The organism is Chlamydia pneumoniae TW-183, from assembly GCF_000007205.1.
GTDB classification, from domain to species: domain Bacteria; phylum Chlamydiota; class Chlamydiia; order Chlamydiales; family Chlamydiaceae; genus Chlamydia; species Chlamydia pneumoniae.
In genome coordinates this window covers 661,975-683,256 of sequence record NC_005043.1, presented here as the reverse complement: position 1 = coordinate 683,256, position 21,282 = coordinate 661,975, and the positions used below count along the sequence as shown (strand labels likewise).

Genomic DNA, 21,282 nt, shown 5'->3' with positions numbered 1-21,282 from the left:
GCAAACTATCCTGCAGCATTTAGCCGCTCGAATTTGGCTTTAGATACAGATCTCCCGCGGTAATACCATTCATGCTTTTGGATTCCTCCAGCATAGATCTTACGTTCTCCATGCAGAAAATCATTACGCCAAGAAACTTCTTCAGCTACAATTTCCTGTTCATTGTAGCGCAGTTCTAAACCTTCTTTCACTCCCTTAACATAAGCGATCTCAGATGTCTTACAACCATTTTTAAATACGATGGTCGTTCCGTCTTGAAAGCCATAACGCCACTCCTCTATCGTATTGGGGATGCCACCTTGTAGATATGTTAGCCGTAAGCCGTGAGGCTGTCCATTTTGATAATGAGTAATCGATTCGGGATCGCGATTCGGATAGAATGTGGTATATTTCACCATGACACCTTCATTGAAGGTCTCTTCAGAAAGAAGGATGTTATTGGAGGAGAACACAGAACGAACTCCCTCTCCATTGTGGATGGATGAGGAGTATTTCCCATTAAAGGAAGTATAACTTCCTTCTATGACATGCCCTTGATATGTCGTTTCTATGAAGTAAGGCTTTGTGATGGTATCACTGTCGTTGTTGTCCGGCCATCGTGTGAGGACAAACGTGCCATCTTCATTGAACAGCTCTTCTTGAGATGGAAGACCGTTCACAAAAAAGGTTTTGCGAGAAACGAGTCTACCTTGATCATAGATTTGAACAACGTCCAATGCTGTGGTATGGGGAAACGTTAAGGTAATTTCCCCATGAAGGAGGCCTCCAGAATAAACTTCATGCAGGGTAGCTCCATTTTTGAGTACTTTGGTGATGGTGCCGTCAGAACCACGCTTTACCCATTCTTGACCGGAAACAATAATGCCATAATTATTTCGGAATGTTTCCTTCATAACAGAAGGATCTTGTCGTCGTGGGGATGCGTAAGCAGAACATGACATAGCAAATACGCAAACACAGAAAAGTAATTGTTTCATGAATTGATAGTCCCTTTAGTGTCTGTTAGCAATTCGTTAAGTAAAGCTACCAAACGACAGTATTCTTCTTCAATGTCTTGGTTAGATAATGTTCGCTCATAATCTTGGAATACGAGGCGTAGAGAAACATTTTTATTTCGTGTTTCCAAGCTTTTATCTTGATATATACTGATAATGGTTACACTTTCAAGCCATTTAGAACCTTCGTGTAAAAGTTTTTGTCTCAGTAAATTTGCAGGGATGTCTTCAGGTACTGTCAAGGTGAGATCACGAAAAGATGAAGGATATATGGCGTAAGGTTTATAAAGCTTCGTTGTTTTTTTTAGCATCTTGCATAGAAGGTCTAAGTTGAGTTCTGCAAAGAACACAGGGTGTTTTATCTGTGCTTTTTTTGCTAACTCAGGATGTACCTGACCTAAAGTAGCAAAACTCTGTTTGTGGATGCGCAACACTCCCTGTTGGTAGGGGTGAAATTCGCAGAGCGCGCTGGACTCTAAGGTCAAAGCATCTATAGAAAGATGGTGGTGATAGAGCAGCCTCTCTACCCACCCCTTTAAAGAATAAAAAGAAAGAGAGGGTTTGGGGAGCCAGGACCTGGATTCGCCATCTTCAGTGAGCAGGATCGCCAGAGTTTGAGTTTCTTGATACTGCTCTCCATGTTTTGCATAGACAGTGCCGATCTCAAAAGCTTGAACAGAGGGTGCCTGGCGATTTAGGTTTGTCGCAGCACTTTTTAATAATCCTGGAAGCAGTGAGGATCTCAATACAGTGGTATGTTTGGAGCCCTGAAGAGAGATTTCTTCTTTTTCTTTTCTTGTTAGAGCCACTGTTTCGGGATCTAGCAGGTCAGGAGTGAAGAATTCTTGAAGTCCTGCGTTTGCTAGGAACCCAGCAGTTTCACGTTTTAGTTTGTAGATTGGAGTGTAGCAGGATACTGGATTTTGAGTTTCTATATTCCAAGATTCTGTCCTACAGATCTCTTCTACTAGATCTATTTCTTCATTGATGTCATGGCGGTAGGAAGGGACTTTTACAAGTAAGGAAGTTTCTTGTGGAGTCGTAGAGAACCCTAAGCTCTGTAACTTTTGAGAGAGGATCTCTATTGAGAAAGATTTCCCTAGAATTCTCTGTAGGGTTTTAGGGCGTAGAGCGACCTCCTTTAATTCACGACAAATTTCTCCAGAACTATAGATGGGGGAGATTGTAGCTTCGGGGAAGATCTCTAAAATATAGTGAATTGCAGCTTGTAGTGCTGGTACAACATTTTGTGGATCGATCCCCCGGGTGAATCTATAGGCAGATTCCGATGGAATCGGGAGAAGTTTTTGAGAGGCACGGAGAGCTTCGGGGAGGAAATAGGCAGCTTTGATGACTGTAGTGGTTGTGGTTTCTTGAAATGAGGGTGCTTTCGCTCCCATAACACCTCCAAGACCCAAGAGACTATGATCATCGCGGACTACAGGCACTCCTGAGGGCAAGAGGACGGTTTCTCCGTTCAATAGGGTGAGAGATTCTGGGGTGGAGAGCTTTTCTACTCGCAGAGAGTCTAAAGCGACGTGACTCGCATCGTAAGCGTGCAGAGGTTGCCCTAGAGAAAGCATGATGTAATTTGTAATATCGACAATAGCATTTATGGGCTTTTGTTTGAGGGCTTGTAGAGATTCCTGAAGCTTGATTGGTGAAGGTTGCGCAGAGATTCCCGTAATGACGACATAAGAAAAGAAGGGGCAAATGTCAGGATCATTGCCCATGTCTAGGGCTGTAGTCGGGAGATTTTCGAACGAGAATTCCTTAGGGATGACGAGGTTTGCCTGAGTGACGTGGCAGATTTCTCGGGCCAATCCTAGGAAGGAGGCGCAGTGGCCTAAATTCGGTGTTAGAGAGATCTCTAAAGAAGTATTCCCTAAAACTGTTGCGAGATCTTCACCTAAAGGGGTGGCTTCTGGGAGCTCTAAAAGAGCTCTCTCCTGAATTTGGAGTTCATCAAGGCCCAACTCGTCGGCTCCGCAGCACATCCCTTGAGATTCTACACCACGAAGTTTAGATTTTTTGATTGTGTAGGCTTGTCCTTCGCTATCAAATAATTTGGCTCCAGGTAGAGCAAGAGCTACAATCAATCCTGCTTCGCAGTTGGGGGCTCCGCAAACCACTTGGTGCTCTTTTTCCCCGTCGGTCAGGGTAGCTACCCGGAGTTTATCCGCATTAGGATGGGGAATCGTATGTAAAATTTTTGCTGTAATCACAGAAGCGAAAGAGTATAGGGTAGTATTTTCAATCTCGGCTTCTATGCCAATATGATCACAGGCTTCTAAAATTTCCTTTGTCGAAAGAGGTTCTGAAAAGTATGTTTGCAGTAGAGTTATTGGAATCCGCATGGATGATAAACGCAAGGATGTTTTTACGAGGGATTTTACGATGACCTGTGTATAGTGGCAAGTGTTTTAATCCTAGAGAATGAACTGAGTTTTAGGCGCAAAATGTATGGCTTTCAAAAGAAAAACTAGATGGCTGTGGCAAGTCTTGATCCTGAGTGTGGGATTGAATATGCTTTTTTTGCTCTTATTTTACTCTGCCATATTTCGTAAAGACATCTATAAGCTGCATTTATTTTCCGGACCTTTGATTGCGAAAAGTAGTCGTAAGGTCTACCTTTCTGAAGATTTTTTAAACGAGATATCTCAAGCATCTTTGGACGACTTGATTTCGTTGTTCAAAGATGAGCGCTATATGTATGGTCGGCCGATAAAACTTTGGGCGTTGAGTGTAGCGATAGCTTCCCACCACATAGACATCACTCCTGTGCTTTCGAAGCCTTTGACCTATACAGAGTTGAAAGGATCTTCAGTGCGGTGGCTTTTGCCGAATATTGATCTTAAAGACTTTCCTGTGATTTTGGACTATTTGCGTTGCCACAAGTATCCCTATACTTCTAAGGGCTTGTTTTTGCTGATAGAAAAGATGGTACAAGAAGGCTGGGTAGATGAAGATTGCCTGTATCATTTCTGCTCGACTCCAGAATTTCTTTACTTGCGTACGTTACTTGTAGGTGCAGACGTGCAGGCCTCTTCAGTAGCCTCATTAGCTCGTATGGTGATTCGTTGCGGATCCGAACGTTTCTTTCATTTTTGCAATGAAGAGAGCCGCACTTCCATGATTTCAGCTACACAACGTCAGAAAGTCTTAAAATCTTATTTAGATTGTGAAGAATCTCTGGCAGCCTTGCTTTTGCTTGTCCATGATAGTGATGTTGTTTTGCATGAATTTTGTGATGAAGATCTTGAGAAGGTCATCCGCCTGATGCCTCAAGAGTCTCCCTATAGTCAGAATTTCTTCTCTCGATTACAGCATTCTCCGCGTAGAGAGTTGGCCTGCATGTCGACTCAGAGGGTAGAGGCTCCTCGTGTTCAAGAAGATCAGGATGAAGAGTATGTGGTACAGGACGGGGATTCTTTATGGTTGATAGCTAAGAGGTTTGGCATTCCTATGGATAAGATCATTCAGAAAAATGGCTTGAATCACCACCGTCTATTTCCTGGTAAGGTTCTAAAACTTCCTGCAAAGCAGTCTTAGGGACCATGTCAATGCCTCCAGGATGCCAGGGGCCACACTTTCCGATTCTCTTTATAGAAAGCCAGCAGCCCATCAGGAAGCCGTGAGATTTTAAGGCTTGTTCTGCATAGTGCGAACAGGAAGGAAAAAATCTACAGCACGAGCCTAAGAGAGGGGAGATAAGCCATTGGTAGAGATAGATAATAAGTAGACAGATACGTACAGGGATCTGTTGCAAGAAACGTTTAAATGACATTGAAAACATCTTTGAGTAGAGCTACAGAAAATTCTAACATAATCAGCCATATGATTGTCCACTCTAGAGATGAAGAGTGTTGGTGATTGAGTTGGTCGTTAAGAATTTCTAACACATCTCCAAGAATAGTCAAACGATAAGAACATTGATTCGTGCCTCAATATCTAAACAACTGAGAACGTCACGATAAATCGCCTGTGTTTCTGGATGATCCCAGAAAAAATCAGGTTCATCCAAGATATCGGAATGAAGGTTTACTGAAGCCTTATCTAGGAAGAGCTTGCCAATCTTTTTTGCGATGGCTTTCCGAGACATGGAAATTTTTCCTTTAGTAGCAAGATCTTGGGGAAGCCGTTTAGAATCTTCTATAGTTTTATAGATTGTAGTTTCGAAGGTTGTGAGTTTTACCGATTGCGCCAGACCAAAAGCAATGGCGAGCTTTGTATTTAATGTGGTGTCGGCAAGGGTCAGGCGGTCCCTCCGGATTTGGAGTTTATCTCCGTAATGAAAGTTATAGCAATCGATCTCGGGTTGGGGAAGAATTTCTGGTGATGCTGTAACGATTGTTTGTAAAAGTTTGATTTCTTCGGACTCTTCCCAACCCCAGAATACGGCAACTCCGAAAGGGAAGAAGATCGCTAACTGGTTGCTTGCCTGTGTACTATCTAGGTTTGCGAGAACATATTCTCTAGATAAGATGGTAGGATAGCGGGGTTTAAGTAGGTGGAAAAGGACATGGAGGTTATAAGCAGATGCTGTACAGTAGGCAGTGCAACGCATAATTAGGCTTTACTCCTTCTAGCTATTAGGACAATGTACCTGATTTTTCGTGGTAGGGAAATACTTTTTTTCTTGAGGTAAAGGGTACAGCCTCGGTAAGCTAGTTTCTTCTTGCGGAAGTGGCGGAATTGGTATACGCGCTATCTTGAGGTGGTAGTGGAGCTTTCCTTAGGGGTTCGAGTCCCCTCTTTCGCAATAGCTTCGTGATGTCCCCCTCCTTTATTATTTATTTTTGACTATTTTTGTATGGAGATCATAATTTGGGATTCGCTTGTCGATATTTATTTTTTTTCATTGTTTTGTTTGCTTCGGGTTCCTTTGGGAATCAGCTGCTTTCTGTCCCTTGTTGGCTTTCTGAAGAAGAATCATTTTACACCCACCGTTTTGATTTTTCGAAAAGCTACCCTGATATGGAGAATATGGAAATCCAGGCGCAGAGAAAAAAACGGGTCGAATTCAATCTGACTGGAGAGTTCCCTAAATTAGAGACTTTAAATTATCAAGGTTCTTTCGGTCATCTCCGTGCAAAGTGTAGGGGAGTCTATCCTGTTCTCTATGCTCTAAATTTTTCTTGTAGTTCTTGCAAGATGGATATGGATTTCCGTGGCAAATGGAATAGAAGTAGTACCATTACCATTTCTAATCAGAAAGAATCTATCAATTTAAAACTGCCTAAAGATGTTGGCGTCATTGTAAATACAAAAACTTCTTTAAAAGGAAACGTTTGTCCTGGGAGTACGTTTATAAAACAGGGTTGGGGTGTATGGAATAAAATATACCACAATGATTTAGTTGGATTCTCTGAGGTGACGTTAATATTTAACGTATCTAGTGAGGGCGGTACAATTACCTTCTCTTAGGGAGTTTATTTCTCTCAATTTTTCTTGAATTCTAGGAAAACACACCTTTTTTCAAAGGTTTGGTGCAGCGGTACCTTTGATAATTATAATTTCTAGGGGCCTACACGTCCTTCATCAGTAGGGATGGACTACTTTAGAAAGTCTTAGGATTTCATGATATGGATCTTCCGAAGAATTTCTTTCTGATTTTTTTTCCTCTTGTAGCGAGTCAAACAAATAAAAAATTTTTTCAGCTATAGCAATCGGGAATTCTGCAATAGCTAGAAGTTCAGAAAACTGCTTCGCATGAATGATAGCCTGTAAGATTTGTTCTTCTTCTTTCTCGATGGAGATGGCTTGTTTATGCTGATGTTTCTTACATAGTTTATGGCCTTGGTAGCGATAGCAGGCATAGGGTAGAGATGCTTTGCATAGCGAACATGCTGGAGTCAGGTCTAGGATTCCTTCGTATTGGAGAAGTTTAAGTACAAAGATGGCTGCAAAAAATTCTGGATTGCTGCTTTCAGGAATACGGTGGAGGAAATTCAAGAATAAAGAGAAGAGCTTATGCGAAGGCTTTTCTTTCCACTGAGAAGCCAGAAGAGCTTGAATCATTTTTCCACTAGCTTCTAGGAGAGCGTAGGTTTGTTTGATTGCTTCGAAGGCATTGAGGATATCCCCGTGGGTCAGTTTAGGAAGGCGTGAGCCATTACGATGTAACGTATACTTCCCCAAAGATATGGGGACAAGGGTTTCTCGATAATCACATTGGAGGGTTTGTCCTTGCTTTGCAAAAAAGGTAAAGAGTCCTTCAGGGGTAAATAAAGTGGTGAGTGTATGATTTTTTCCTAAGGGGCGGCTGCGAAGTACAACGCCGGTAACACAGATCTGCATGGATGATTAGCTATAAGTTTAAAGAAATAAAGTAGTTTAGGAGTTGGGAATACTCTGGGAGGCCAGGATAAAAATCAAGAGTTTGTGTTTTTGGATTGAAGAGAGCTGACACTTGAGAGTGTTTCCCTGCCATAGCAATGCAGGTGGCTCCGATAGAGTAGTTATAGCTAAGGAGTTGTTTGAGTGCATTTTGGTTTACGGCTAAGGCCTTACATTCGATAAGTAGCAGGGGTTTTGGGTCGCCTAGGTTGTGAGTGTTTCCCTGTGCGTCTGTGTATGTGGGGGGAGTGATGATGAGAATATCTGGGCGGCGTTTTGGGATTAGGGTTCCTTTACGCATAAGCAGAGGAAAAAGAGTTTTGAGTTCTTTTTCTATGATGATGAGTTTCTTAGGGTAGTTCAGCTTATGCATTAGGAAGGAGAGCAACCTTTGGCGGACTTTTTCTTCGGGAGTAGAAACTAACTCCCGATTTCTAATGGGATCGAAGATTTGAGATTGCGATGTGGAGTCCTCAGATGCAGAATCCTGGCTTGAGGGAAGGTTCAATAAGGACATAGTTGCCGTCATGTTTTTTATAAATGCATTGGATTTTATGCTCTTGCTCGTTCAAGAAGATCAGGAAGTTTTCTGCGGCAGACTCTAGCTGGCGGATAGCCTCGTCTTGAGATAGCATACGAATGCTCATCTTTTTCTTGGAGATCTTCTTTTTCGCTGATGCGGGAACATACCCAAGAGTTTTTAGAGAATCCCAGGCATCGAGGCCTTCGACAGGAAGCCACTCGTTGCTAAGGCGATCTTCTTGTTCTTCCTGTATTGCGATACGTTCTTCTTTTGCTGCAAGACCTAGATCATGTTTTGTCCTGTCTTTACGTTTATTGGAGTGCTTATTTGCCATGGTGCGGATTTTCTTAAAAGCATTGATCACTGCAGTGTATGGGTTTGCGTTATGAACCTTAGTTTGAAGGATTTCTTTGCCATGAGAAGCTACAACATGCACCTCGGTGCCTAGCTTATCTTTATGAGAGGTTAGCACCACACGGATTGTTTCCATAGGGGGGAGGTGGTCGCTTTTCTCTAGGATCAGCTGTTTTAGAGGCATAGAGAGACGAAAGGCTTTTGTTGTGATCTCTACATGAGTTGATGCAGATTGCTTTAAAGCTAAGCTTTTAGATGATACGTGTTTACGATGAGGTCTCATCTTGTCTCCTAGGGTTACGTGATGCTTTAGGAGAGTAGATAAAATAAATAGTTCTCCATAGCTCTATTATAAGGAGAAATACCTATTCAAAAAAAGAATTTAACGCACCGAAGAGGGCTCGAACCTCCAACCACCTGGTCCGAAGCCAGGTACTCTATCCAATTGAGCTATCGGTGCTTAAAAGAATACAGAGATTAAAGCAAATCAGCTTACCAGATGCTATTGAGAAAAACAAGAAAAACCCCTAGAGGAGATCAAGCTAAAGCGAGCATGTCTTCGGTGAGTAGGGAGGTGTTCTCTAGGATAACCACACGTTCCAGAACATTGGAGAGCTCTCGAATATTGCCTGGCCAGGGGTAGTTAAGGAGGAGCTCTTGAGCTTTAGGAGAGAGGGTTTTCAGAGGAGTATTGTTCATGCGGCAGAACTTATTTAGGAAGTAGTTCGCCAGAGGGAGGATGTCGTCCTGTCGGTCTCTTAGAGGGGGGAGGTGTAGAGGGATGACATTCAACCGGTAATACAGATCTTGTCGGAAGCTTTTATCATCGATAGCTTCTTTAAGCTTTCGGTTTGAGGTCGCTAAGATGCGAACATCTACGGAGAGGGTCTTGGTTCCTCCAAGGTGTTCGATTTCTTTTTCTTGGATAGCTCTCAGGAGTTTTGCTTGAAGGTTTACTGGGACTTCGGTGATTTCATCTAATAAGAGGGTTCCTTTATGGGCAAGTTCAAAACGTCCTGCCTTCTTTGTAGTTGCTCCTGTAAATGCTCCCTTTTCATGGCCAAAAAGTTCTGATTCTAAGAGAGTTTCAGGAATTGCTGCGCAGTTAACTTTAATATAGGGGTGGTTGGCTCGAGGAGAGTTGTGGTGGATAAAAAAGGAGAGGACTTCCTTTCCGCATCCCGATTCTCCGTGAATGAATATATTTGCTGAGCTTGAAGCTGCTTTTTTTGCTATGGCAAGAAGATCTTTCATAGCCTTGCTTTCTGCAATCAGAGGGTGTGAATCTGGTGTTGTCTGAGAATGTAGAAAGAGATTCTCATGGACTAGGTTCTTAAGTTCTTCAGCTTTAGAGATAAAGGCAAAAAGTGCTTCAGAAGAAAAAGGTTTTGTTAAGTAGTTGAATGCCCCTTGGTGCATAGCCTCTACGGCGTTCTCTATGCTTCCGTAAGCAGTGACTACAAGGACGGGCGTGTGGGGGGAGCTTTGCTTTATAATTTTGATTAAATCAAGACCAGAGCCGTCAGGCATACTCATGTCTGAGATGACAAGGTCATAGTCTCGACTTCGGATCATTTGGAGAGCATTTCTTAAGTTTTCAGCAGTGTCTGGGATGAATCCCTGTGAGGTAAGAAGTTCCGAGAGGAAATCTCTGAGTAGGGGCTCGTCATCAACAACAAGTATATTTTTAATCGCCATGTTCTCTCCCCTGGATGGATTCATTTTTTCTTTTTACTAAATCTTGAAAAATGAAGCAAAACTTTCAATTTAATAGAAAGAATTTAAAAAATATTATCAAATACTTTTTATAAAATAAGAAATACGATTTAATCGTTGTATTTAAATATCATTAAGACGTAAAATCCTTAGGCCAAATAATTTTTCAATTGGAGATTGTAGTAGCAACATGGCAACACCCGCTCAAAAATCCCCTACATTTCAAGATCCTAGTTTTGTAAGAGAGCTAGGCAGTAACCACCCTGTCTTTTCCCCGCTAACGCTTGAGGAAAGAGGGGAGATGGCAATAGCTCGAGTCCAGCAGTGTGGATGGAATCATACAATTGTTAAGGTAAGTCTTATTATTCTTGCTCTTCTTACTATTTTAGGGGGAGGATTACTCGTAGGATTGCTGCCAGCAGTTCCTATGTTTATTGGAACAGGTCTGATTGCTTTGGGAGCCGTTATATTTGCTTTGGCTTTGATTTTATGTCTTTATGATTCTCAGGGCCTTCCTGAGGAACTCCCTCCGGTTCCTGAACCACAACAAATTCAGATTGAAGATTTAAGAAACGAGACCAGAGAAGTTCTTGAAGGGACTCTTTTAGAGGTTCTCTTAAAGGATAGAGACGCTAAGGACCCTGCGGTGCCCCAGGTGGTTGTAGACTGTGAAAAGCGTCTTGGAATGTTGGATCGTAAGCTGCGACGTGAAGAGGAGATTCTGTATCGCTCGACGGCCCATCTTAAAGACGAGGAAAGGTATGAGTTCTTGCTGGAGCTCTTGGAAATGCGTAGTCTGGTTGCCGATCGGCTAGAATTTAACCGTAGAAGTTATGAGCGATTTGTTCAAGGAATTATGACAGTTAGATCAGAGGAGGGGGAAAAAGAGATTTCTCGTCTACAAGATCTAATCAGTTTGCAGCAGCAGACGGTGCAAGATTTAAGGAGTCGGATCGATGACGAGCAGAAGAGATGCTGGACGGCTTTACAACGTATTAACCAATCTCAGAAGGATATACAACGGGCTCATGATCGCGAGGCTTCGCAGCGTGCCTGTGAGGGCACAGAGATGGATTGTGCAGAACGCCAGCAACTGGAGAAGGATTTAAGGAGACAGCTGAAATCTATGCAGGAGTGGATTGAGATGAGGGGCACAATCCATCAACAAGAGAAGGCTTGGCGTAAGCAGAATGCCAAATTAGAAAGATTACAAGAGGATCTGAGACTTACTGGGATTGCTTTTGACGAACAATCTCTGTTCTATCGCGAATATAAAGAGAAATATCTGAGTCAGAAACTAGATATGCAAAAGATTTTACAGGAAGTCAACGCAGAGAAAAGTGAGAAGGCTTGCTTAGAGAGTCTGGTCCATGACTATGAGAAGCAGCTCGAACAAAAAGATGCTAATCTGAAGAAAGCAGCAGCTGTTTGGGAAGAAGAATTAGGGAAGCAGCAACAGGAAGACTACGAACAAACCCAAGAAATTAGACGTCTGAGTACATTCATTCTTGAGTACCAGGACAGTCTGCGTGAGGCAGAAAAAGTTGAGAAAGATTTCCAAGAGCTACAACAAAGGTATAGCCGTCTTCAAGAGGAGAAACAGGTAAAAGAAAAAATCTTAGAAGAAAGTATGAATCATTTTGCCGATCTCTTTGAGAAGGCTCAAAAGGAAAACATGGCCTACAAGAAGAAGTTAGCGGATTTAGAGGGTGCCGCTGCTCCTACTGAGATCGGTGAGGACGATGACTGGGTACTCACAGATTCTGCTTCTCTCAGCCAGAAGAAGATCCGCGAACTCGTGGAAGAGAATCAAGAACTCCTGAAAGCACTTGCATTTAAATCTAACGAATTGACTCAACTGGTTGCCGATGCTGTAGAAGCTGAAAAAGAAATCAGCAAGCTTCGAGAACACATAGAAGAGCAGAAAGAAGGATTACGAGCTCTTGATAAGATGCATGCACAAGCGATCAAAGATTGCGAAGCTGCTCAGAGAAAATGCTGTGACCTTGAGAGCCTTCTCTCTCCTGTTCGAGAAGATGCTGGAATGAGATTTGAGCTAGAGGTCGAGCTTCAAAGATTGCAAGAAGAAAATGCACAGCTTAGAGCGGAGGTTGAAAGACTAGAGCAAGAGCAATTTCAAGGATAAGAAAACATCGTAGATGATCTTTGAGAACCCTAAGTGGTCTTGAAGATTCAAGAACGCGTTCTAGCTAGCGGCTCTTTCTTTGGGTAGGGCCGCTAGAAGTTCGGGGATGATTATGAAGAAGCTAACGGCGGAGTCGCTTGTTTTTAATTGGATATCTCCTCCATGGAGTCTTATAATTTTTTGAGCTTCAGCAAGTCCCAAACCATTTCCCTCTCTCTTTGTTGTGAAGAATGGAGTGAAGAGCTTGTCCATGATCTCGGAAGGAATCGTTCCGGGGTTCGTTACCGAGATGTCTCCCGATGTATGCAGGGTCAGAGTGATCGGAGAGTTCCCTGTTTCTACAGCATTTTTCACTAGGTTCCAAACGACACTGTTCATCCGATCAGGATCTATAGATCTGAATAGAGGTTGTGCGCCCTCTCTTACAAACTTGCAATTCGGGAAAGAGACGGAGAGCAGAGGGATAAGAGAAGAGAAGAAGTCTTGTAAATTTATAATCTTTAGGTTCAACGGTTGTGATTTTGTATATTCTAACATAGAAGAGACAAGGTTATTTAGAGACCTTGTGCCGGAGATGATTGAGGAGAGCATTCGTTGGTGGCGAGGAGAGGAAATCTCTTTCTTTAGGATAGAGGCAAATCCAACGATTCCACTTAGCGGATTGCGGATTTCGTGAGCTAGGGTAGCCGTCATTTTCCCAAGTTCTGCGATATTTTTATATCTTTCTATAGCGTTTTCTAGTTGTTTATAGTCGGACCGATCGCGGATTTGGATAAACAGGTATCCACTGATCTCGTTTTTACGGATGAAGAGTTCCACTTCTTTTTCTTTAGATTCTTTACAGAGAGAGAGTCTAAGAGTTTTAGGGACTTTTAGAGATTCAAGAGCCTCTTGAATAGAAAATCCAAGACACGTATCGGGGAGAACATCGGTAAAGGATCTATTAAGAATTTCTAGATTTTCATCAATTCCTAGAATTTCACGTGCTTGTGAATTGCAGATAAGAAAGTGTCCTGTTTCAGAAAGTAATAGGATACCATCAGGAATCGCTGTCAGTATAGCACTCGCTTCTTTATAAGATTGTGTGATGCGAGCCTTGATCTCTAGGAGTTCGTATGCAGGAGGATGGAGGTTCTTGGAATCAGGGACGTTCATAAATACCAAATTCCTTTTTTTTCTGTGCATAGTTGCGTTTATCCGTATCTAGAATACGAATAATAACATCACGGATTTCTTCCAGCTCTTCTTGGATATCTTGGGGAAGTTCGGAAGAGAAGGCATGGCGAAACTCTTTGATTTGAAGATCAACTCTATCGATGCAAGAAAGAAAGATTTTTTTTTGCTTTAAGACTTTCTCTAATTCTGGAGTCGTTAGAGAGGATTCTGTTTGCGTAAGATCTAAAATAGCAAGGAAAAGGCCCTTCTTCTTTTTTAACAAGAGCAAGAGGGTTCTTTCATTCATAAGAAATCGGGGTGTTACTTTGGTTTTCCCTAAGAAAAACGACAAAACAATTTATTGGCAACCTGAAAAAAGAAAGAATTATGCCGGTGATCGGACTCGAACCAACACCTTATTGCTAAGAGTAGATTTTGAGTCTACCGCGTCTACCATTCCGCCACACCGGCATAAAGTGAGCCACGAATGTACGGTTTCTGTTCTAATTATCGCAAGAGAAATCTCTTATGCGGAGGAAAGAGTCTCTTTGTTTTGTAGATTATCGAGAATTTCTACAGTAATTTCTGTATGCGAGCCGAGATCTTGTTGCGTGAGTCGCAGTTCTGGATTGGTCAGTGTAGCTTCTGTAACGATAAAATTAGAGAGAGAAGGATCGGAGTTTTTTTTATACAGTTTCTTTATAGTTGCCAAGAGTTTCTCCATGGGGAGGGGAGGATCTAGAGCGAAGGTAGCTGCAGTACCTTGGAGATGGAGTTGAGAGAGTGAGATTCCTGAGGCTTCTAAAAAATGAAAGTGTTTAGGACAACAAAAGGCTTCAATAATAGAGACTTTAGGGTGATCTTGTTGCAAGAGTCGTACTACCTCAATCAATCTAGGATGGATATAACGGAACTCTTCTTTAGTTATGCTGTGATGGAGTCCATCACAATCATAGAGAACCCCTTCGGGAGTTATGATAGAGTTTCCTTGACCTCGGCAGTAGAAAGAATAGGCGGTGATTACCTCTCTATTTGGGGGGATCCAGTCATAGAGAGGGGGAGAAATCGTAGTGCTTTTTGGATGGAGAAGGACGGGGCAGTCTTTTTGTGAGGTAATGCGTTCTGGAGTGACGAAACAGGTACGAGAATTTTTCGAGAAGGAGCAACTTGTAAGAAGGCTTACGGTGGAGATCCGTAAAATCATTTTTAAGACAATGTTGGATTTATAGTATGTTGGTAAGCGACGAGTTTCAGTTGTGTTTGAGGAGTGGTATGTATTTAGAGGATTATGACGTTTTCTTTTTTGATTTAGATGGTTTGCTTGTAGATACAGAACCTTGTTTTTATCGTGCATTTTTACAAGCCTGTGCTGAATTTTCTTTAGAAGTGCATTGGGATTTTTCTACCTATTATAGTCATACTACCTTAGGAACAGAAATTTTTAGCAAAAAGTTTATAGAACAATATCCCCAAGCACAAGAGTACATGGCGGAGATCTTTGCAAAACGACTGCAGATTTACTACAAGTCCTTAGAACACGCAGGTCCTGCTCTGATGCCTGGAGTCGAAGCTTTCATCGAGCTTGTCTTGTCTTTGAATAAAACATTTGGAGTTGTAACTAACTCTCCAAGAGATGCCACGCACACACTACGTACTATGTATCCAATTTTAAATAAATTTTTGTTCTGGGTCACCCGAGAAAATTATGCACGCCCTAAGCCTTACGGAGATAGTTATGACTACGCGTATCGGACGTTTGCTCGTGAAGGAATGAAAGTTATAGGATTTGAAGATTCTGTGAAGGGGCTTCGGGCGCTCTCCAAGATTCCAGCAACTTTAGTATGTATCAATTCGATGGCGGAGATCACCCCTGAAGATTACCCTGAACTTAAAGGCAAAGAATTTTTCTCTTATCCTTCGTTTGACGTGCTAACAGAGCATTGCTCACAACAGAAGTTATTGTAGGGAGAGGAATAGCATACGTGGTGTAAAGAAAGGCCGTAGGCAGGAGCCGCCGAAGGTCCTTCTCTACGATTTTTCTGTTCTAAGATATCTAGGAGATGTTCAGGTGGATACGCTCCTTTCCCCACATCTAAAAGGGCTCCTACAAGATTCCGTACCATCTTATAAAGGAAGCCATTTCCTCTGCATATTATGGAGAGAGAATCTCCTTTATCTACAATATCCAGGGTATAGATCGTTCGTACTGTAGAGTTATAGTCCCTGCCATGATTTGCAAAAGAGGCAAAGTCATGAGTTCCTATAAGCAGGTTCGCACCTTCCTGCATGAGCTCTGTAGAAAAAGGGTGGCGAGGGGTATAACAGAAATGGCGCTGCCAGGGAAGAGGTTTGGCAAGTCTTGATAGGGAATAACGATATTCTTTAGCAATGGCAAGATAGCGTGCATGGAAATTATCATCAAACAAAGCAACATCTCTGATTACAATATCTTTAGGGAGAATCGCATTGAGGGCTTTTTTTGTAAGGTTCGCGTTTGCAAATAGAGGGTGATCAGGAGCTCGGAAATGCGCCACTTGCCCGTAGGCATGGACGCCTGCGTCGGTTCTCCCAGAGGCAATTAGTGGAGTGCGAGTTTTAGTAATTTTCTTTAGGGAACTTTCAATAACCTCCTGAATCGATAGGTCATTCGGTTGTTGTTGCCAGCCTGAATAGGCAGTTCCTTGATAAGCAATAAGAAGAGCTACTTTAGTCATAGGAGGGCTTGGGCAATCGTTAGATCTTCGGGGTAGGAAATTTTGATTTGAGGATGCTTATTGAAAACGAGTTGCGAGGGTTTGCCTATGATTTCAGCAGCTTCGATGTCGTCTACCAGTGTGAGCTGTTTTTCTTTTGCAAGAGCTAGACCCTCTCTGAGGATTTCCGTTTTTATACACTGAGGGGTATGAATTATTGCTAAATTGTCTCGGTCCAGAGTGCGCACAGGATTGCGTTGTTTTATGGTATAGGGAATCGGAGACGCTAGAGCTGTCGCCCCGATCTTTTCTGCTGTTTCTAATAAATCATGAATTTCGTCGGGATAGATAAAAGGACGTGCTCCATCGTGGATGATTACCCAGGGATAGGAGACTTGCTGTAGTCCTGAAAAGACAGAATCTTGGCGACGCTCTCCAGGAATGGCAAAAGAGACAGGATATTCTTGAAAGGTTTCTTGATATGAGGGGTCGCAAACAACAATCACCTCAGCAATTTGTGGCAAAGAAGAGAGTATCTTTAATGAGTGAAGAACTAAGGGAGTTCCATTTAGAGGGAGGTACTGCTTAGGAATTTTAGATCCAAAACGTGTACCTTGTCCTCCACTAAGAAGTATTAGAGAAGACTTAATCATAGGAACATGTGATGTAGCAGATTTCAGGAGGGGAGCAGAAGCGAATTCTTTTTAGTCCGCCGAGACCGCGGTTTACGTAGAGTTGTTTTCCTTCCTTAGTAACGAAATACCCGCGTGCAAGATAGGGATTTTCTAATCCTGACAGCCTTTCAAAGAATTTTCGAGCAAACTTCGGCCAGGACAAAGTAACTTGTGGACCGTGGGAATGTCCTGAAAGTACAAAATCTCCAGGGTATTGTTGCAGCCTAGTTATGCCATCAGGATTATGAGAAAGGAGAAGGCCTGGGAGAGAAGGATCATAGTTTTTGAATGCCTGTTCAGGATGGAATTGTCTAGCGAACAGATCCCCAAGTCCTACAATATTAAGAGTGTTAGGAATGACATGCGTGGTATTGTGAAGGAGAGTTAGGGGAGTATTCTTCAGAAGTTTTAAGAGGTCTGGGTGGGGCTCTTGGGGAGTCAGATTGGGATCATAGCGATAGCTAGGAGAGGAGAATAGCCCTTGCATTACAGCAATGATGGCGCGTTGTATAGGACGACTTTTTTCCTCAGGGATACAGGTAATCTCTCCTTTAGTGTTTCTGGAAATATACGAAGAATAGTCGTGATTGCCTAGAATAGCAAAGACTCCTAGAGGAGCTTCTAATGTATTTAGGAAGGTTTCAAGTCGTTCCTTATCTTCAAGTCGAGCACGGCAAAGGAGGTCACCACAAAATACAATAAGATCGGGAGAGAAATTTTTTATTGATTTGGAAACTTTATTAAGAAATTTCTCAGGAACTCTCTTATGGAAATGGAGATCCGAAATCTGAGCGATGCGAAGACCATGCAAATGCGCATGTTTTTTTGGAAGCCTCCATGGAATAGCAGTTGTTCTTAACCAATTCGGTTCAATGAAGGAAGCCCAAGAAAAGGCAAGAATAGGAAGGGTGGCTAAAGAAATAGAGATAAGCACTATAAAACTATTTGTTGTCTAATTTCCGGTCTTTAAAAACGAGAAACTTGAGACTATTTATGGGGCCCAAGAATTTTCCTATTATAGGTGATACTAAGCTTTTGAAGTATTCCTCTTTTCTTAATAGAAAAAACTCCATTTTAAATTAAAGATCACTTTATATCCCCGCCCTAAAGGGCAGGGTACTTAACATATCAGAATGAGAGCTCATGCTTTCTTAAGCCTAAGTCAACAGCGAACAAATTCCTTATTTTACAATATGTTTGGAAAGGGCTTTGGTCATTTGGAACATGTCGATAGGATCACTAGAGCCAAAGACTTTGGCAAGATTCGCATCGGGAAGGATATTACGTTTATTTTTTTGATCCTGACAGTTGTGTTTTTTAATGTATTCCCAAACTTTCTTTACAATTTCGGTTCTGGGCATAGGTCCCTTGCCAACTATAACTGCTAAATCTGTGGAAATATTCACGGGATGCATAAAAGCAGAGTTTTTATTTTTTTGACTCATTGGTGACTCCTAGTAAAGGTGGTAAGAAGAGACCTGAGCTCTTCATCCCAACTTTTTTATCTCTCAGAGAGGTTTCTCGTCAAAACAAAAAAGTGGAATTCTCTTTACCTTTTCTATTTAGAAAGCGTCAAGGGGAGTCTTTAGAAAAGATATAACAAAGAACTTTCTCTCCAAAAAGAAGAAAAAGTCTTGGTTTTTGTTTAAGTCATAGAAGCTCTAGGAAGTCCTTGCTCTAATTGACTTTATTGGCTTTTGTTTTCTAGAATCTTGATTGGAATCGTAGGTTGGTAAGAGTAATGCAGGAAAATTTAGACAAGCGTTTGGAAGCACTTCGCACGGAAATATCTTTAGCTGCGAGGTCTCTTTGACCTCGATAAAAAACAAAAAGAACTTCAAGTTTTAGAAGAAGAAAGTTCCGAAGAAAATTTTTGGCAAGACAGTGTTCATGCTGGAAAAATTTCTGAACAGATTGTAAGTCTGAGACGACAAATCCAAGAGTATCAGGAATTAAAAAGCAAAATAGATGCTATAGAGTTTTTCCTCGAGGATGCCGATGCTCTTGAAGACCCTGCGATTTGTGAAGACTTAGAGAAAGAATTTCTCTTTTGTGAGAAGAAACTTGCTGTTTGGGAGACGCAACGGTTGCTTTCCGGAGAGGCAGACAAGAACTCTTGTTTCCTTACGATCAATGCTGGGGCAGGTGGGACGGAGTCGTGTGATTGGGTAGAGATGCTGTTTCGTATGTATTCCCGATGGGCGACGAAACATCAATGGGCCTTAGAGGTTGTCGATCGCTTAGATGGTGAAGTTGTTGGAATTAAGCATGTTACTGTAAAGTTTTCAGGAATGTATGCTTATGGGTATGCCAAGGCAGAGCGAGGAGTACATCGTTTGGTGCGTATCTCACCTTTCGATAGTAATGGGAAACGTCACACTAGCTTTGCTTCTGTAGACGTCTTCCCTGAGATTGATGATCAGATTAAGATTGAGATACGACCTAATGATTTACGTATAGATACGTTTCGTTCTTCGGGAGCAGGAGGACAACACGTCAACGTTACGGAATCCGCAGTCAGGATCACGCACCTACCTTCTGGAGTCGTTGTTTCATGTCAAAATGAACGTAGTCAGATACAGAATCGTGAGAGCTGTATGAAAATGCTACAAGCAAAGTTGTATCAGCAGGTTTTACAAGAACGTTTAGAGAAGCAATCTCTTGATCGCAAAGATAAAAAGGAAATTGCTTGGGGATCTCAAATTCGCAACTACGTATTTCAGCCCTATACTCTTGTTAAAGATGTACGTACGGGACATGAAACAGGAAATGTCCAAGCGATGCTCGACGGCGAGCTATTGGATGAATTTATTAAAGCATATTTGGCAGAGTTTGGAGAAGTTTCATGACAGCAGAAAAGCAAAATACAGGAATTCTAGGATTAGAAATACGGTACACTCTTCCTAGCGATGCAACGTATATGCTAAAATGGCTGAATGATCCTAAAATTTTACGTGGATTTCCCATCCAAACGGAGGCAGAAATTCGTGAGACTGTAAATTTCTGGGTAGGATTCTATCGTTATCATTCTAGCTTAACAGCTGTGTACAATGGGAATGTTGCTGGAGTGGCAACTTTGGTTCTTAACCCTTATGTTAAGGTTTCCCATCATGCGCTGATTTCCATTATTGTTGGAGAAGAGTTTCGTAATAAAGGCATAGGGACCGCCTTGCTAAACAATCTTATTCATTTGGCGAAGACGCGATTTAAGCTTGAGGTCCTCTATCTTGAAGTCTATGAGGGCAATCCTGCTCTGCATCTCTACCAACGTTTTGGATTTGTCGAAGTAGGAAGGCAAAACCGTTTTTATAAAGATGAAATCGGCTATCTTGCTAAAACTACTATGGAAAAGGATCTATAGAGCGCAGAAAGAGGTTTTAGACATCCTATCGTTATGGTTGAAACAGTACTTCATAATTTCCAACGTTATCTGAGCAAGTATCTCTATAGGGTATTTCGCTTCCCATGTCGTAAAAAGACGTTCCTATCTTCGCACAGGGTTCTTGCTCGTCCTTCATTCCCAGTAGACTACTGTCCGGGAAAGATCTATGATTTGCAGGAGATCTATGAGGAATTGAATGCGCAGTTATTTCAAGGTGCACTGCGTTTACAGATTGGTTGGTTCGGAAGGAAAGCTACCAGAAAAGGCAAGAGTGTTGTCTTGGGATTGTTTCATGAAAATGAACAGTTAATTCGAATTCATCGTTCTTTAGATCGGCAGGAAATCCCAAGATTTTTTATGGAATATCTTGTGTATCATGAAATGGTTCATAGTGTAGTCCCTAGAGAGTATTCTCTATCGGGGCGTTCGATTTTTCATGGTAAAAAGTTTAAAGAATACGAACAACGTTTCCCCTTGTATGATCGTGCTGTTGCTTGGGAAAAGGCAAACGCTTATTTATTGCGAGGGTATAAAAAAAGAGTAGGTGGAGGATATGGCAGGGCATAGTAAGTGGGCCAATACGAAACATCGCAAGGAAAGAGCAGATCATAAAAAAGGCAAGATTTTTTCTCGTATTATTAAAGAGTTGATTTCAGCTGTTAAATTAGGGGGAGCTGACCCTAAGTCCAATGCGCGATTACGTATGGTGATACAGAAAGCTAAGGAAAATAATATCCCTAATGAGAATATCGAAAGGAATTTGAAGAAAGCAACTTCTGCAGAGCAAAAGAACTTTGAAGAGGTTACCTATGAGCTGTATGGTCATGGGGGAGTGGGAATTATTGTGGAAGCAATGACGGATAACAAGAACCGTACGGCTTCTGATATGCGCATTGCTATAAATAAACGTGGAGGTTCTCTTGTAGAACCTGGAAGCGTACTTTATAATTTTGCAAGGAAAGGGGCGTGTACTGTCGCTAAGAGCTCTATAGATGAAGAAGTAATATTTTCTTATGCTATAGAAGCAGGAGCTGAGGATCTCGATACCGAAGATGAAGAAAACTTCTTAGTGATCTGTGCTCCAAGTGAACTTGCCTCCGTTAAAGAGAAACTTATCAGTCAGGGTGCGACTTGTAGTGAAGACAGGTTGATTTATCTTCCCTTGCGTCTAGTAGATTGTGATGAGAAAGATGGCGAGGCAAACTTAGCTCTTATTGATTGGCTAGAGCAAATCGAAGATGTGGATGACGTCTACCACAACATGTCCTAAGTTTCAGGACCTCGTATTTTAGCTATTCACTTCTA

22 protein-coding genes, 3 tRNA genes and 1 pseudogene are annotated in these 21,282 nt (G+C 41.9%); 9 read left to right on the top strand and 17 right to left on the bottom strand.

Features of this window, described 5'->3' with window-relative positions; all coding sequences use genetic code 11:
• Positions 1-5: 5 nt before the first annotated feature.
• Both CPB_RS03035 and pheT read right to left on the bottom strand, forming a co-directional pair.
• The gene (locus CPB_RS03035) at positions 6-977 is read right to left on the bottom strand and encodes a toxin-antitoxin system YwqK family antitoxin (RefSeq protein WP_010883233.1); all 972 of its coding nucleotides are present in this window, start codon (positions 975-977) and stop codon (positions 6-8) included.
• Positions 974-3,352, bottom strand: coding sequence for a phenylalanine--tRNA ligase subunit beta (gene pheT / locus CPB_RS03030; RefSeq protein WP_010883232.1), 2,379 nt, complete (start codon positions 3,350-3,352; stop codon positions 974-976). The genes CPB_RS03035 and pheT overlap by 4 nt, the downstream gene beginning before the upstream one ends.
• A gap of 106 nt (positions 3,353-3,458) precedes the next feature.
• Here pheT and CPB_RS03025 point away from each other — a divergent pair, with 106 nt between their 5' ends.
• Positions 3,459-4,547, top strand: coding sequence for a LysM peptidoglycan-binding domain-containing protein (locus tag CPB_RS03025; RefSeq protein WP_010883231.1), 1,089 nt, complete (start codon positions 3,459-3,461; stop codon positions 4,545-4,547).
• Here CPB_RS03025 and yidD read toward each other — a convergent pair.
• Both yidD and CPB_RS03015 read right to left on the bottom strand, forming a co-directional pair.
• Positions 4,471-4,782 carry a membrane protein insertion efficiency factor YidD gene (gene yidD / locus CPB_RS03020; protein WP_010883230.1) on the bottom strand — a complete coding sequence of 104 codons (312 nt, stop codon included), beginning with the start codon at positions 4,780-4,782 and terminating at the stop codon, positions 4,471-4,473. The genes CPB_RS03025 and yidD overlap by 77 nt on opposite strands.
• A pseudogene (locus tag CPB_RS03015) lies at positions 4,772-5,562 on the bottom strand (RMD1 family protein). Before CPB_RS03015 ends, yidD begins: the two are co-directional and overlap by 11 nt.
• 113 nt (positions 5,563-5,675) lie before the next feature.
• On the opposite strand from CPB_RS03015, the gene CPB_RS03010 reads away from it, so the two are divergent.
• Both CPB_RS03010 and CPB_RS03005 read left to right on the top strand, forming a co-directional pair.
• Positions 5,676-5,757: transfer RNA gene (locus tag CPB_RS03010), tRNA-Leu, on the top strand.
• Positions 5,758-5,822: 65 nt separating this feature from the next.
• A complete protein-coding gene (locus CPB_RS03005; protein WP_010883228.1) occupies positions 5,823-6,422 on the top strand; it encodes a hypothetical protein in 600 nt (199 codons plus the stop codon).
• Positions 6,423-6,536: 114 nt separating this feature from the next.
• Here the strand turns inward: CPB_RS03005 and recO are convergent, their stop codons facing one another.
• From recO to CPB_RS02980, 5 genes are all read right to left on the bottom strand, one after another.
• The gene (recO, locus tag CPB_RS03000; RefSeq protein WP_010883227.1) at positions 6,537-7,295 is read right to left on the bottom strand and encodes a DNA repair protein RecO; all 759 of its coding nucleotides are present in this window, start codon (positions 7,293-7,295) and stop codon (positions 6,537-6,539) included.
• A gap of 10 nt (positions 7,296-7,305) precedes the next feature.
• Positions 7,306-7,851 (bottom strand): type I restriction enzyme HsdR N-terminal domain-containing protein, encoded by a 546-nt coding sequence (locus CPB_RS02995; protein ID WP_010883226.1) that lies wholly within the window; start codon positions 7,849-7,851, stop codon positions 7,306-7,308.
• Positions 7,808-8,494 carry an HPF/RaiA family ribosome-associated protein gene (locus CPB_RS02990; protein WP_010883225.1) on the bottom strand — a complete coding sequence of 229 codons (687 nt, stop codon included), beginning with the start codon at positions 8,492-8,494 and terminating at the stop codon, positions 7,808-7,810. The genes CPB_RS02995 and CPB_RS02990 overlap by 44 nt, the downstream gene beginning before the upstream one ends.
• 103 nt (positions 8,495-8,597) lie before the next feature.
• Positions 8,598-8,671, bottom strand: a tRNA-Arg gene (locus tag CPB_RS02985).
• A 77-nt stretch (positions 8,672-8,748) separates the two neighbouring features.
• Positions 8,749-9,909, bottom strand: coding sequence for a sigma-54-dependent transcriptional regulator (locus CPB_RS02980; protein ID WP_010883224.1), 1,161 nt, complete (start codon positions 9,907-9,909; stop codon positions 8,749-8,751).
• Positions 9,910-10,117: 208 nt separating this feature from the next.
• Between CPB_RS02980 and CPB_RS02975 the strand changes: the two genes are divergently transcribed.
• Positions 10,118-12,073, top strand: coding sequence for an IncA family protein (locus CPB_RS02975; protein ID WP_010883223.1), 1,956 nt, complete (start codon positions 10,118-10,120; stop codon positions 12,071-12,073).
• A 60-nt stretch (positions 12,074-12,133) separates the two neighbouring features.
• On the opposite strand, the gene CPB_RS02970 is transcribed toward CPB_RS02975, so the two are convergent.
• The 4 genes from CPB_RS02970 to CPB_RS02955 form a co-directional block, all read right to left on the bottom strand.
• Positions 12,134-13,228, bottom strand: coding sequence for a two-component system sensor histidine kinase NtrB (locus CPB_RS02970; RefSeq protein ID WP_010883222.1), 1,095 nt, complete (start codon positions 13,226-13,228; stop codon positions 12,134-12,136).
• Positions 13,215-13,535, bottom strand: a complete 321-nt coding sequence (locus CPB_RS02965; RefSeq protein WP_010883221.1) for a hypothetical protein — start codon at positions 13,533-13,535, stop codon at positions 13,215-13,217. The genes CPB_RS02970 and CPB_RS02965 overlap by 14 nt, the downstream gene beginning before the upstream one ends.
• Before the next feature lie 81 nt (positions 13,536-13,616).
• A tRNA-Leu gene (locus CPB_RS02960) sits at positions 13,617-13,699 on the bottom strand.
• Between the two features lie 55 nt (positions 13,700-13,754).
• Complete coding sequence (locus CPB_RS02955) at positions 13,755-14,432, bottom strand: hypothetical protein (protein ID WP_011126186.1); 678 nt, start codon at positions 14,430-14,432, stop codon at positions 13,755-13,757.
• A 68-nt stretch (positions 14,433-14,500) separates the two neighbouring features.
• On the opposite strand from CPB_RS02955, the gene CPB_RS02950 reads away from it, so the two are divergent.
• Positions 14,501-15,193, top strand: a complete 693-nt coding sequence (locus CPB_RS02950) for an HAD family hydrolase (RefSeq protein ID WP_010883219.1) — start codon at positions 14,501-14,503, stop codon at positions 15,191-15,193.
• On the opposite strand, the gene truA is transcribed toward CPB_RS02950, so the two are convergent.
• The 4 genes from truA to CPB_RS02930 all read right to left on the bottom strand — a co-directional run bounded on the left by truA (position 15,139) and on the right by CPB_RS02930 (position 18,040).
• Complete coding sequence (truA, locus tag CPB_RS02945; protein ID WP_010883218.1) at positions 15,139-15,942, bottom strand: tRNA pseudouridine(38-40) synthase TruA; 804 nt, start codon at positions 15,940-15,942, stop codon at positions 15,139-15,141. The two genes, CPB_RS02950 and truA, sit on opposite strands and share 55 nt — an antisense overlap.
• Complete coding sequence (ispD, locus tag CPB_RS02940; protein ID WP_010883217.1) at positions 15,939-16,574, bottom strand: 2-C-methyl-D-erythritol 4-phosphate cytidylyltransferase; 636 nt, start codon at positions 16,572-16,574, stop codon at positions 15,939-15,941. The genes truA and ispD overlap by 4 nt, the downstream gene beginning before the upstream one ends.
• Positions 16,567-17,529 (bottom strand): UDP-2,3-diacylglucosamine diphosphatase LpxG, encoded by a 963-nt coding sequence (gene lpxG / locus CPB_RS02935; protein ID WP_010883216.1) that lies wholly within the window; start codon positions 17,527-17,529, stop codon positions 16,567-16,569. Before lpxG ends, ispD begins: the two co-directional genes overlap by 8 nt.
• A 247-nt stretch (positions 17,530-17,776) precedes the next feature.
• Positions 17,777-18,040 (bottom strand): SWIB complex protein, encoded by a 264-nt coding sequence (locus CPB_RS02930; protein WP_010883215.1) that lies wholly within the window; start codon positions 18,038-18,040, stop codon positions 17,777-17,779.
• A gap of 296 nt (positions 18,041-18,336) precedes the next feature.
• On the opposite strand from CPB_RS02930, the gene prfB reads away from it, so the two are divergent.
• The 4 genes from prfB to CPB_RS02910 all read left to right on the top strand — a co-directional run bounded on the left by prfB (position 18,337) and on the right by CPB_RS02910 (position 21,247).
• Positions 18,337-19,444 (top strand): peptide chain release factor 2 gene (gene prfB, locus CPB_RS02925; protein WP_010883214.1). Its coding sequence is split into 2 segments (ribosomal slippage): positions 18,337-18,401 and positions 18,400-19,444, totalling 1,110 coding nucleotides; the frame shifts between segments, so codons are not numbered across the junction.
• Positions 19,441-19,956, top strand: coding sequence for a GNAT family N-acetyltransferase (locus CPB_RS02920; protein ID WP_010883213.1), 516 nt, complete (start codon positions 19,441-19,443; stop codon positions 19,954-19,956). The genes prfB and CPB_RS02920 overlap by 4 nt, the downstream gene beginning before the upstream one ends.
• A 33-nt stretch (positions 19,957-19,989) precedes the next feature.
• Positions 19,990-20,544 carry a SprT-like domain-containing protein gene (locus CPB_RS02915; protein ID WP_010883212.1) on the top strand — a complete coding sequence of 185 codons (555 nt, stop codon included), beginning with the start codon at positions 19,990-19,992 and terminating at the stop codon, positions 20,542-20,544.
• Complete coding sequence (locus tag CPB_RS02910) at positions 20,531-21,247, top strand: YebC/PmpR family DNA-binding transcriptional regulator (RefSeq protein WP_010883211.1); 717 nt, start codon at positions 20,531-20,533, stop codon at positions 21,245-21,247. The genes CPB_RS02915 and CPB_RS02910 overlap by 14 nt, the downstream gene beginning before the upstream one ends.
• Positions 21,248-21,282: the final 35 nt, after the last annotated feature.